The sequence below is a fragment of the Enterobacter cloacae complex sp. 302F9 genome (assembly GCF_050030335.1).
Classification (GTDB): Bacteria; Pseudomonadota; Gammaproteobacteria; order Enterobacterales; family Enterobacteriaceae; genus Enterobacter; species Enterobacter hormaechei_C.
The window spans coordinates 4,028,799-4,040,924 of record NZ_JBLGUC010000001.1 but is presented as its reverse complement, the minus strand read 5'-3'; the positions used below and the strand labels follow the sequence as shown (position 1 = coordinate 4,040,924).

Here is a 12,126-nt window from a genome sequence, read left to right as displayed (position 1 = left end):
CGACCGGTATGAATTACCAGTCGGCTGGTGCCGTGACGTAACAGAATTATTTGTACATCAGGACGTAGTTAGCCGTGGCTTCAACCTGGCCTGCCGTCGCAGTTTTACCTGTAGGGACTTCCATAACCGCTTTGAAATGCAGCGTCTGGGTGGTTGAACCCGCCAGCAACTCAACCTCGTTGGCCTCTCCCAGCGTGATAGCAGACTCCGCGTTATCCAGCAGACGCACCCCCACGTTCTGCGCACCGCTTGCATAGGTGTTGCTCATCAGGCTGGTATCCGCCGCGTCTGTCGCTGCGCTGGTAAAGGTCACATCCACTTTGGTAATTGGCGTGTCGGTCTCGTCTGCCGGATCGTCAAGCTGGCAGTTTTCCAGATTGATATCGACCGGTACCGGGGTAGATTTTTTGTTGGCGTTGATAACAGCCGTGGTCACTTCACCCAGATCGACTTCTTTATCAACGCTGTCTGGTGCGATACTGCACGGTGCGTCAATAACAATACCTTTGAATGTGATTTTTCCTGAGCCTTGATCATCTGCAAAAGCAGCACCCGATACAATGACTGCCATAGCCGTCGCTAACAGTAGTTTTTTACCCATATACATGAAAATATCCTTTTTCAGAGTGATTCATAATGTGAATATTAATTTCAGAATACTCGCGAAGTATACGAATTGGGGTGGGGAGACGCGATTAACATGACTTAAATATATTTTTAGATGGTTTTAATTAATATTTGCAGGCTATCTTAAGAGGCGTGGTTTTTCGGGATTTTAACAGGACTATATTTTTCAGGTTATTATAGGTGAAATATATAGGATTGTTTTTTTGAATAATATATAGCCTCCGTATAAAACGGAGGCATAAATTCTTAGCCAATACCGGCCGTTTGCAGCAGTACCAGACTCATCCCCATCACTGACATTCCACACAGTACGCCGTAGCTGGGGTTATTGTTGGGATCGATCTCTTTCGCCAGCGGCATCAGCTCATCGACAGAGAGCGCGACCATAATCCCGGCCACGGCAGCCATAATCGCAGCCATCACAATCGGGGAGACGAGGCTACCGAGGATCAGCCACGCCAGCACGCCGCCGAGAATTTCAGCCATCCCGGAGATACCCGCCCAAAAGACAGCCGTACGTTTTGAACCCGTGGCGGCATAAACGGGCCCGGCAACGGCAAGTCCTTCAGGAATATTGTGCAAAGCCACGGCCAGCGCCACACCAAAACCCATTTCCAGGTTGCTGCTGGCCGTGACATAGGTGGCGATACCTTCCGGAAAGTTATGCAGGCTGATACCCAGCGTCAGCAGAATGGCCGTGCGTTTGATATTGCCCGGGATGGGGGTAACGCTTTTTTGCATTAAATCCTGCGGGTGCGCGTGAGGAAGAATACGGTCAAGCGCAAAATAACCCAGCAGTCCAATGATAAACATGCCATAGCCCAGAACAGGCGACATACCTTCGGTGTGAAGCGCGGCGGGCAGCATCTCCATCAGCGAGATAAGCAGCATGATCCCGGCGGCGAAACCCAGCGAGAAGGCCAGAAGGCGATTAGAGGGTTTTTGCCCGAGTACCCCGAGGAACGCACCGATAAAGGTTGCGGCGCCCGCGAGTAAGGTCAAAATCAACGGTACTGACATGCATTCTCCTTAAGCGATATCTGACATTCAAATTTCCTGATGATGATCTTCACGGTTATCTGCGTTCATCTTCACCTGAATGCGCGTAATGTAGGCCCATCACATTGCCACCTCCTCTAAGGATATCACCATGTCTTCTTCTCGTATGCCAGCACTGTTTTTAGGCCATGGCAGCCCAATGAACGTCCTGGAAGATAACGTCTATACCCGCGCCTGGCGTCAACTGGGTGAGACGTTACCGCGTCCGAAGGCAATTGTGGTGGTCTCTGCGCACTGGTTTACCCGGGGTACCGGTGTGACGGCCATGGAAGCGCCAAAAACGATTCATGATTTTGGCGGCTTTCCGCAGGCGCTGTATGACACGCATTATCCTGCTCCGGGCTCCCCCGAGCTGGCGCAGCGGCTCGTTGATCTGCTCGCCCCTGTTCCGGTTGCGCTGGACAAAGAAGCCTGGGGCTTTGACCACGGCTCATGGGGGGTGTTGATCAAAATGTATCCGGATGCCGATATCCCGATGGTGCAACTGAGTATCGACAGCACCAAACCGGCTGCCTGGCACATGGAGATGGGGCGTAAGCTGGCTTCGCTTCGTGATGAGGGCATCATGCTGATTGCCAGTGGCAACGTGGTACACAATCTGCGTACGGTACGCTGGCACGGTGAAAATACGCCGTACCCCTGGGCAACAGCCTTTAATGACTATGTAAAAGACAACCTGACCTGGCAAGGGCCGGCCGAACGACACCCTTTGGTGAACTATCTGGATCACGACGGCGGTTCGCTCTCTAACCCGACGCCGGAACACTTCTTGCCATTGCTGTATGTACTAGGCGCGTGGGATGGTCAGGAGGTTATTACAATCCCGGTCGACGGTATTGAGATGGGGAGCTTGAGTATGCTGTCGGTGCAGGTGGGGTAAAAACATGTCGGGTGGCGGCTTCGCCTTACCCGACCTACATATTGAGCGTAGGCCCGGTAAGCGTAGTGTATGACCGGATACATAGGTGACAGATCAGACCGGGAACATAGGTAACACTTTTCAGTCTATCCGGAGCACACTCTGGGTTTTTCGGTCGTAGTACGCAAGCGTTATTCCGTTAAAGATGATGGCCTCAAGGCCATCATCCTGTTCTTCCAGCATGATGTACTCATCAGTCAGCGCTTCACTCAGGAACACCGTCCCCTTTTTCCCCATATAGAGTGTCCCCCTTGATTTCACCCTGTAGACCGTACCTCCTTCCGGATAAGCATATTCAGGAACCCTGCCATCCCAGTGTCGGCCTGAGGGCTGCCATACCGTTCCGGGCGTTGCACCCGCCAGGGCTTCATGCGGCCTTTCGTAGTTAAACTCTTCCCGGTAGTCACTGAACCACCGCTGTTGTTCTTCCATCGTCATAAAGGTGTTGCCCTGTTTTACTGCACTTTTCAGCGAACGGTGCATTCTCTCATGACGGCCGTTTTCTTCCGGATGCCCCTTTCTGATACGTTCCGGTCTGATGCCCAGCTTTATCAGCCAGACTGCAAGGCGACTTAACCCGGCGATACCTGTTCCTGCGAAAGGCTGTCCATTATCCGTTCTCAGGACTTCCGGCAGACCGTACTCCAGGAACGCATCCGTCAGGCACTGCCTGACGAAGGGCTCGCTCTCCCGGTCCGTTCCCCGGCAGCTCAGAAGATACCGGCTGTGATTGTCGGTCAGGGTGAAGGGATGACAGTATTTCCGGCTCAGCAGCCTGAACTTGCCTTTAAAATCAGCGCTCCAGACCTGATTGTTCTCACTGATGATGGTCAGGGGCTGGCGATTGCCCGGGGTTCTGCGTTTTCGCTTTTTATCCGGAACCAGGCCTTCACGCTTGAGGATATCGCCGATAGTGCTGGCAGCGGGGACGGTAAAATCGACGTGATGATTGAGCAGCCACATCCGCAGTTTTTTGGGGCCCCAGTCAGGGTGTTTCTGCCTCAGGGCCGTAAGCTGCCCGGCGATATCATCAGGAACTGTACGGGAGTGGGAGTGCGGAGCACGCGACCGGTCAGAGAGAGATGACAGGTCAGAGGGGTCAAAACGATGAAGCCATTTGTAACCGGTTTTTCGGCTGATGCCGAAGAGACGGCAGAGGGCTGAAAAAGAATCCGTACCTGCATGGCAGGCACGGATAAAATCAAGGCGTTGCATAGGTCGGGTCTCAGTCCAGGGCATAGCGAGTCTCCTCTTCTATGCCAGTTATAACTGTTACCCATGTATCCGGTCTAAAGTGTTACCCATGTTTCCGGTTCATACCGTAGCGCCACCGGGCAAGTCTTACTCGACGAAAATATGCGGGTAGAAACGCGACAGATCCTGCGTAATCAGCGCGCGATCTTCGCGAATGCCAATCCCGGCAGGCTGATCGTTAATAAGCCAGCTGCCGATCAACGTATAGCTGTCGCCAAACTTCGGCAGTTGATAAAACGCCTGGACGATCATCCCTTCTTCACCGTACGGCCCTTCAACCGCTTCCAGCGTTTTACCGTTTTCGATAATCGAGACGTTTGCCCCTTCACGGGAGAAGATTGGCTTAACGACGTATTTCTCCATCGGTGGGAAATCATCTTCAGCAAAGTAAGCAGGCAGCAGGTTCGGGTGATTCGGGAACATCTCCCACAGCATCGGCAGCAGGGCTTTATTGGAGATAATGCTCTTCCAGGCCGGTTCCAGCCAGCGCACGCCGGCGTCTTCCAGTTTGGTAGAGAACATTTCCCGCAGCATGTATTCCCACGGATAGAGCTTGAACAGGTTGCTGATGACCTGATCCTGCATGTCCGTAAACTGACCTTTTTCACCTAAACCGATATCTTCGATATAGAGGAATTCCGTCGCCACTTCCGCTTCGGCTGCGCAGTCCTGCAAATACTGAACCGTACCGCGATCTTCTTCGGTATCGCGGCAGCAGGCGAGGTGCAACAGGTTGAAACCGTGCTGTTCACGCAGTTCGACGAAACGCTCAATCAGCTTTTCCTGAAGGCTGTTGAACTGGTCGCTGCCTTCGGGCAAGTTTCCGGCATTCGCCTGATCTTCCAGCCAGATCCACTGGAAGAACGCGGCTTCGTACAGAGAGGTTGGTGTATCCGCGTTGTTTTCTAAAAGCTTCGGTTCACCCACGCCATCCCATGCCAGATCGAGGCGAGAGTAGAGCGAAGGCTGGTTCGTTTTCCAGGACTGACGAACAAAACTCCAGGTGTGCTTCGGAATGCGGAATTTGGTCATCAGCTCATCGCTGTCGATGACTTTTTCTACTACCTTCAGGCACATCTGGTGCAGCTCTGCGGTTACCTCTTCAAGCTTTTCGACCTGAGCGAGCGTGAGCTTATAGTAAGCATCTTCACACCAGTACGGCTCGCCGTACATGGTGTGAAAGTTGAAACCGTATTCGGTGGCTTTTTCGCGCCAGTCCGGGCGCTCAACAATACTGACTCGTTCCATGATCAGCCGCCCATTGAGCGAGTTGAGGAGCCGGTCGCACTACGCTGCATGGTGGTTTGTTTGGCAACAGACTCACCAAAGCCGCCACGGGTAATGGTGCTGGTGGTGGCTGGTTTCGGCGCCATTGCGGTTTTCGGTACGGTCATCGTACGGCCTGGCGTTGCAGCACCGTAACCCTTGCCGGTGGCATCGGTGTATTTACCGTAGGCCGGGCTGTTCGGGTTTTTGGAGCTAAACAGCGGCTGCTGCTGGTAGCCCGCACCGCCGCTCATCAAACGGCCCATCATATAACCCGCCATCAGCGGCATCCAGAAGCTGCCGCTGGACTGTGCCTGCGCCTGGTTTTCCGGTGCCATACCCGCCTGAGCAGGTGCCTGCTGGCACTGGCCTTCACCGAATTCGGCTACACAGTCTTCGCGAGAGGCATATTTCGGCGCGGTACGTTCCGCTTCTTTGAGGGCGTTGTTATAGGCCGTCGTACACTCAGCGGCTTTACCGGTTGCGCTCGCGCAGTCGTCGGCGTTTTGATACAGCGAAACCGTTTCGTCGTTTTGCTCACAGCCTGCCAGCATAAAGACGGCGGTGACCGCCAGCGCGACAGGTGTCAGGTGGCGTGCGTTCCAGCTTTTGCGGAACGACGCGTGATTCATCGTTTTTGTCCGTTTCATATTTGTCTTCCAGGACCCAGTGGTAATAACGCTCAGGATAGAGGATGAGTGGTTGAAAATGAAGCGAAGAGGGGCGAAATGCGGGGGATCTTTACGTTGGCTTACGTTCAGGTGTGATTTTGCGCCGGGTGGCGCTGTGCTTACCCGGCCTACGATTAAGTAGGCCCGATAAGCTCAGCGCCATCGGGCAAGGCTTAATGACGGAACGGATTCGTACCGCTGCTGGCAGGTGCGGTGCTACGCGCTGCCGCTGGCTGCGCAAGCGGGGCGCTGCTGTTAGGGGTGAAATTATCAACGGCGGCATCCTGCTGTGGATTTTCCGGCGCGACGCTGTCAGGCGACGTAGGGACCGGTTTGCCAAGCGTGCTGTTCAGCATTTGCAGATCCTGCTCGTTCAGCGTACCCAGCGCCTGCTTGATGTTCAGCTGGTTAATCAGATACTGATAACGTGCGCTGGAGAGCTGCTGTTTCGCGTTATACAGCGTGGTCGTTGCGTCTAACACGTCCACGATGGTACGCGTACCTACGGAGTAACCCGCTTCGTTCGCATCCAGTGAGCTCTGGGCAGAGACGACGGCCTGTTTATAGGCGTTGATGCTGCTGATAGAGGCATTTACGTTGTTGTAGGAAGAACGCACGGTCTGCACCACGTTGCGGTGTGCGCTTTCCAGCTGCTCGCTGGCGCCCACAAAGTTGTACTGCGCCTGTTTCACCTGAGAGTTAACCATCCCGCCCTGGTACAGCGGCAGAGAGAAGCTGAGACCCACTTTGTTCTGGCCAACGTTGCTGTCGTCATAGGCCTGAGAGGTCGTTTTAGACCCGCTGTAGCTGGTGTCCGATACGCCGGTAGAGGCGCTCAGGCTCAGAGTTGGCAGGTGACCATCCTGTGCAAGACGGATCTGCTCGCGCGCCAGATCCTGGCTCAGGCGTGCCTGCAACAAGGTCAGGTTGCGGTTTTCCGCTTCTTTCAGCAGGGCGTTAACCGCCTGCGGTTTGTCCGTTTTGAAACTGTCCACGTTCAGAGAGGCCAGCTCAGGATAGTAGTTACCGGTGACCTGACGCAGTGCTTCCAGGGCGTTGTCGAGGTTGTTACGTGCGGTCACTTCGTTAGCCAGTACGGTATCGTACTGTGAACGGGCGTTCTGCACGTCAGTAATGGCGACCAGGCCCACGTTAAAACGCTGGGTGGTTTGATCTAACTGACGGTAAACCGCCTGTTTCTGCGCTTCGGTGTAGGAGAGGGCGTCAATCGCGCTCAGAACCTGGAAATAGGCGGTCGCGGTATTCAGGATCAGCGTCTGCTGATCGGTTTGATAGGTGACATCCTGAATGCCGGCGCTCTTTTCCTGCAAGCTCAGTTCCCGCCATTTGGACATGTCGAACAGGGTTTGTGTAAGCTGTAAAGAGGCGCTGGTGGCATTCGAATCGATGCCATTGTTATCGCGAAAACCGTTAGTGTAGGTATAATCTGCACCTAAGCCTAACTGCGGCAGCAGTGGACTACGTGCTTCGTTAATCTTTTCAAACGCAGCATCACGATCGGCCGCTGATTTACGTAAATCAGGGTTGCCCAGACGTGCCTGCTGGTAGACCTGTAACAGGTTTTCTGCCTGGCTCATTGCACTGAAGCCCGTCAGGCTCAGGCCGATAAGGATGGGGAGCAATTTCTTCATTTGCATTCCTTGTTGTGAAGCAGTATTAGCGCTGATCTAATTAAAAATAATTGCCGATTCTAACAGAATCATCCACACCAAAAGGTTGGCGTAACGTGCCATCTGGCGGTAATTTGCTCCAATCTACCATATAGCCATACAAACGGCAGCCAAACAGCCTTGAAATTCACAATTTCATCACCATTGCTACCAGGACTCGACCGATGCAAAAACCAGAAAACGTGCCTGTCACCTTCGCCAAAAACGATGTAGAAATTATTGCACGAGAAACGCTTTATAGCGGTTTTTTTTCAATGGAACTTTACCGTTTCAGGCATCGTCTGTTTAACGGTGAGATGAGCGGTGAAATCAAACGCGAAATTTTTGAGCGCGGGCATGCGGCTGTGTTGCTACCCTATGACCCAGTGCGTGATGAAGTGGTGCTGGTCGAACAGGTGCGTATTGCGGCTTATGATACCAGCGATACGCCGTGGTTGCTGGAGATGGTGGCCGGGATGATCGAAGAAGGTGAGTCGGTCGAAGACGTCGCTCGCCGTGAGGCGCTGGAAGAGGCGGGCCTGGCGATCGGCCGGACGAAACCGGTGTTGAGCTACCTGGCAAGCCCGGGTGGGACAACGGAACGTTCATCTATTATGGTGGGCGAAGTGGACGCCAAGACAGCGGAAGGGATCCACGGTCTGGCAGATGAAAACGAAGATATTCGGGTTCATGTGGTGAGTCGGGAGCAGGCTTACCAGTGGGTAGAAGAGGGGAAAATCGACAACGCAGCGTCTGTCATCGCCCTGCAATGGCTACAGCTGCATTATCAGACATTACGACACGAGTGGAAAAAATGAAGCGTTATACACCTGACTTCCCAGAAATGATGCGCCTGTGCGAAACCAATTTCGCCCAGCTGCGCCGCCTGCTGCCGCGAAACGACGCGCCCGGCGAAACGGTGAGCTATCAGGTGAGCAACGCGCAGTATCGGTTAACGATAACAGAATCAACGCGCTACACTACGCTGGTGGAGATTGAGCAAACGGCGCCGAGCATCAGCTACTGGAGCCTGCCGTCGATGACGGTACGTCTTTATCATGACGCGATGGTCGCTGAAGTGTGTTCAAGCCAGCAGATCTTTCGCTTTAAAGCGCGGTATGATTACCCGAATAAAAAGTTGCATCAACGCGACGAAAAGCATCAAATTAACCAGTTTTTAGCCGACTGGCTAAGATATTGTTTAGCACATGGAGCAATGGCGATTCCGGTTTGTTAGCGTCATAAACCTACCTAAGGACACCATTTGGAAAGCCTGTTGAACCTGACTGTTGCTGGTGGGGCGCCAGTCAGGATATTACAAATCACCGACACCCACCTTTTTGCCGAAAAGCATGAGACGCTTCTGGGCGTGAACACCTGGGAGAGTTATCAGGCGGTTCTTGACGCGATCCATGCTGAAAAGCGGCCATGCGATCTGATCGTCGCGACGGGCGATCTGGCGCAGGATCAATCCTCCGCAGCCTATCAGCATTTTGCTGAAGGGATTGCGAGCTTTAGCGTGCCTTGCGTCTGGCTACCGGGCAATCACGATTTTCAACCCGCTATGTACAGTTCGCTTCAGGATGCGGGGATTTCACCGGCAAAATGTGTCTTTGCGGGGGACCAGTGGCAAATTCTGCTCCTCGACAGTCAGGTGTTTGGCGTTCCGCACGGTGAGTTGAGCGACTATCAGCTTGACTGGCTGGAGACAAAACTGGCCGCCGAACCGAATCGCAATACGCTGCTGTTGCTGCATCATCACCCGCTGCCGGCGGGCTGTAGCTGGCTCGATCAGCACAGCTTACGCAACTCTGCGGCGCTGGACGGCGTACTGGCGAAATTTCCGCGCGTGAAAAATTTGCTGTGCGGGCACATTCACCAGGAACAGGATCTCGACTGGAATGGTCGCCGCCTGCTCGCGACGCCCTCTACCTGCGTGCAGTTTAAGCCGCACTGCGCCAACTTTACGCTGGATACCATCGCACCGGGCTGGCGCTGGCTGGAGCTGCATGCCGATGGCTCGCTGACCACCGAAGTTTGCCGTCTGACCGGGGCTCAATTCCGCCCGGATACCGCTTCGGAAGGCTATTGATGTCGACGCTTCTCTATCTGCATGGGTTTAACAGCTCACCGCGATCGGCGAAAGCGACGCAGCTTCGCCAGTGGCTAAGCGCGAATCATCCCCACGTGGAGATGATTATTCCGCAGTTGCCCCCTTATCCAGCGGATGCGGCAGAGATGCTGGAATCGATCGTGCTTGAACACGGCGGCGAATCGTTTGGCGTTGTCGGGTCGTCGCTCGGCGGCTACTACGCCACCTGGCTGTCGCAGTGCTTTATGTTACCCGCTGTCGTCGTCAACCCGGCGGTCCGGCCATTTGAGCTGTTAAGGGACTTTCTTGGCGAAAACGAGAACCCCTACACCGGCCAACAATATGTGCTAGAGTCACGCCATATTTACGATCTCAAAGTTATGCAGGTCGACCCGCTTGAAGCGCCCGATCTTATCTGGCTGCTGCAACAGACGGGAGATGAAGTGCTGGATTACCGCCAGGCAGTGGCGTATTACGCATCCTGCCGCCAGACTGTAGAAGAGGGCGGTAACCATGCTTTCACGGGCTTTGAAGATCATTTCACCCAGATTGTCGATTTTCTTGGACTGCACAGCCACTGACAATCAATGCGAATTGCTAGCTTAAATCATGACGCAAACCTATAACGCTGATGCCATTGAGGTACTCACCGGGCTTGAGCCGGTTCGCCGCCGCCCGGGGATGTACACCGATACGACGCGCCCAAACCACCTGGGCCAGGAAGTAATTGATAACAGTGTGGACGAAGCGCTGGCAGGCCATGCCAGACGCGTGGACGTTATCCTGCACGCCGATCAGTCGCTGGAAGTTATCGACGACGGCCGCGGCATGCCGGTAGATATCCACCCGGAAGAGGGTGTTCCAGCCGTTGAGCTGATCCTCTGTCGTCTGCACGCGGGCGGTAAGTTCTCCAACAAAAACTACCAGTTCTCCGGCGGCTTGCACGGCGTGGGGATCTCCGTGGTTAACGCCCTGTCAAAGCGCGTGGAAGTGAACGTTCGTCGCGATGGCCAGGTGTATAACATCGCGTTTGAAAACGGCGAAAAAGTGCAGGATTTGCAGGTCGTCGGGACGTGCGGTAAACGCAACACCGGCACCAGCGTCCATTTCTGGCCTGACGAAAGCTTCTTCGACAGCCCACGCTTTTCCGTTTCTCGCCTGACGCACCTGCTGAAAGCCAAAGCGGTGCTGTGCCCGGGCGTGGAAATCACCTTTAAAGATCACGTAAACAACACCGAACAGAGCTGGCGCTACGAAAAGGGTCTGAACGACTACCTGTGCGAAGCGGTTAACGGCCTGCCGACCCTGCCGGAAAAACCGTTCGTCGGGAATTTCGAAGGTGACACCGAAGCGGTGGACTGGGCGCTGCTGTGGCTGCCGGAAGGCGGTGAGCTGCTGACGGAAAGCTACGTCAACCTGATCCCAACGCTGCTCGGCGGGACGCACGTCAACGGCCTGCGTCAGGGGCTGCTGGATGCGATGCGCGAGTTCTGCGAATACCGCAACATTCTGCCGCGCGGCGTGAAGCTTTCCGCAGAAGATATCTGGGACCGCTGCGCCTACGTGCTCTCCGTGAAGATGCAGGATCCGCAGTTTGCCGGTCAGACTAAAGAGCGCCTGTCGTCACGCCAGTGTGCGGCGTTCGTCTCCGGCGTGGTGAAAGATGCGTTTACCCTGTGGCTGAACCAGAACGTTCAGGCCGCAGAAATGCTGGCTGAAATGGCCATCTCCAGCGCCCAGCGTCGCCTGCGCGCGGCGAAGAAAGTGGTGCGTAAAAAGCTGACCAGCGGCCCCGCGCTGCCGGGCAAGCTGGCGGACTGTACCGCCCAGGATCTCAACCGCACCGAGCTGTTCCTGGTGGAAGGGGACTCGGCAGGCGGATCGGCCAAGCAGGCGCGCGATCGTGAATATCAGGCGATCATGCCGCTCAAGGGTAAGATCCTCAACACCTGGGAGGTCTCGTCTGATGAAGTGCTGGCCTCGCAGGAAGTACACGACATCTCCGTGGCGATCGGCATCGATCCGGACAGCGACGATCTGAGCCAGCTGCGCTACGGCAAGATCTGTATCCTCGCGGATGCGGACTCCGATGGTCTGCACATCGCCACGCTGCTCTGTGCGCTGTTCGTGAAGCACTTCCGCACGCTGGTGAAAAACGGTCACGTCCACGTGGCGCTGCCGCCGCTGTACCGTATCGACCTTGGCAAAGAAGTCTACTATGCGCTGACGGAAGAAGAGAAAGCGGGCGTGCTGGAGCAGCTCAAACGCAAGAAGGGCAAACCGAACGTTCAGCGCTTTAAAGGGCTGGGCGAGATGAACCCGATGCAGCTGCGTGAAACCACCCTGGATCCGAACACCCGCCGTCTGGTGCAGCTGACCATCAGCGATGAAGACGAACAGCAAACCAACGCCGTGATGGATATGCTGCTGGCCAAGAAACGTTCTGAAGACCGACGTAACTGGCTTCAGGAGAAAGGCGATATGGCGGATATTGAGGCCTGATGTCCCCTCACCCTAACCCTCTCCCACAGGGAGGGGGTTAGGATCGTAGGCCCGGTAAGCGTTAGC

The 12,126-nt window shown here is 54.8% G+C and carries 12 protein-coding genes; 6 read left to right on the top strand and 6 right to left on the bottom strand.

Annotated features, from left to right (window positions below; translation table 11 throughout):
- Window positions 1-46: 46 nt before the first annotated feature.
- Both ACQG0T_RS19565 and zupT read right to left on the bottom strand, forming a co-directional pair.
- Window positions 47-607 (bottom strand): fimbrial protein, encoded by a 561-nt coding sequence (locus tag ACQG0T_RS19565; protein ID WP_015571893.1) that lies wholly within the window; start codon window positions 605-607, stop codon window positions 47-49.
- 266 nt (window positions 608-873) lie between these two features.
- Window positions 874-1,647 (bottom strand): zinc transporter ZupT, encoded by a 774-nt coding sequence (gene zupT, locus ACQG0T_RS19560; protein ID WP_015571892.1) that lies wholly within the window; start codon window positions 1,645-1,647, stop codon window positions 874-876.
- A gap of 130 nt (window positions 1,648-1,777) precedes the next feature.
- On the opposite strand from zupT, the gene ygiD reads away from it, so the two are divergent.
- Window positions 1,778-2,566: a 4,5-DOPA dioxygenase extradiol gene (gene ygiD, locus ACQG0T_RS19555; protein WP_017692656.1), complete on the top strand. Its 789-nt coding sequence runs from the start codon at window positions 1,778-1,780 to the stop codon at window positions 2,564-2,566.
- 120 nt (window positions 2,567-2,686) lie between these two features.
- On the opposite strand, the gene ACQG0T_RS19550 is transcribed toward ygiD, so the two are convergent.
- From ACQG0T_RS19550 to tolC, 4 genes are all read right to left on the bottom strand, one after another.
- Entirely contained in the window at window positions 2,687-3,844 is a 1,158-nt protein-coding gene (locus ACQG0T_RS19550) for a DDE-type integrase/transposase/recombinase (RefSeq protein WP_271040396.1), read from the bottom strand.
- A gap of 102 nt (window positions 3,845-3,946) precedes the next feature.
- On the bottom strand, window positions 3,947-5,107 hold the full coding sequence (locus ACQG0T_RS19545) for a glutathionylspermidine synthase family protein (protein ID WP_017384039.1): 1,161 nt from the start codon (window positions 5,105-5,107) through the stop codon (window positions 3,947-3,949).
- 2 nt (window positions 5,108-5,109) lie between these two features.
- Window positions 5,110-5,775, bottom strand: a complete 666-nt coding sequence (locus ACQG0T_RS19540) for a DUF1190 family protein (protein ID WP_003862522.1) — start codon at window positions 5,773-5,775, stop codon at window positions 5,110-5,112.
- A 194-nt stretch (window positions 5,776-5,969) separates the two neighbouring features.
- Window positions 5,970-7,448 carry an outer membrane channel protein TolC gene (tolC, locus tag ACQG0T_RS19535; RefSeq protein ID WP_017384041.1) on the bottom strand — a complete coding sequence of 493 codons (1,479 nt, stop codon included), beginning with the start codon at window positions 7,446-7,448 and terminating at the stop codon, window positions 5,970-5,972.
- 203 nt (window positions 7,449-7,651) lie between these two features.
- Between tolC and nudF the strand changes: the two genes are divergently transcribed.
- Genes nudF through parE form a run of 5 tightly spaced genes read left to right on the top strand, consistent with a single transcriptional unit; the run spans window position 7,652 to window position 12,060 of the window.
- On the top strand, window positions 7,652-8,284 hold the full coding sequence (gene nudF, locus ACQG0T_RS19530; RefSeq protein ID WP_017384042.1) for an ADP-ribose diphosphatase: 633 nt from the start codon (window positions 7,652-7,654) through the stop codon (window positions 8,282-8,284).
- Entirely contained in the window at window positions 8,281-8,703 is a 423-nt protein-coding gene (locus tag ACQG0T_RS19525) for a DUF1249 family protein (protein ID WP_003862516.1), read from the top strand. The genes nudF and ACQG0T_RS19525 overlap by 4 nt, the downstream gene beginning before the upstream one ends.
- Before the next feature lie 27 nt (window positions 8,704-8,730).
- On the top strand, window positions 8,731-9,558 hold the full coding sequence (gene cpdA / locus ACQG0T_RS19520) for a 3',5'-cyclic-AMP phosphodiesterase (RefSeq protein ID WP_017384043.1): 828 nt from the start codon (window positions 8,731-8,733) through the stop codon (window positions 9,556-9,558).
- On the top strand, window positions 9,558-10,139 hold the full coding sequence (gene yqiA, locus ACQG0T_RS19515; protein ID WP_015571888.1) for an esterase YqiA: 582 nt from the start codon (window positions 9,558-9,560) through the stop codon (window positions 10,137-10,139). Before cpdA ends, yqiA begins: the two co-directional genes overlap by 1 nt.
- 28 nt (window positions 10,140-10,167) lie before the next feature.
- Window positions 10,168-12,060, top strand: a complete 1,893-nt coding sequence (gene parE, locus ACQG0T_RS19510; RefSeq protein ID WP_017384044.1) for a DNA topoisomerase IV subunit B — start codon at window positions 10,168-10,170, stop codon at window positions 12,058-12,060.
- The last annotated feature ends 66 nt before the right edge of the window (window positions 12,061-12,126 follow it).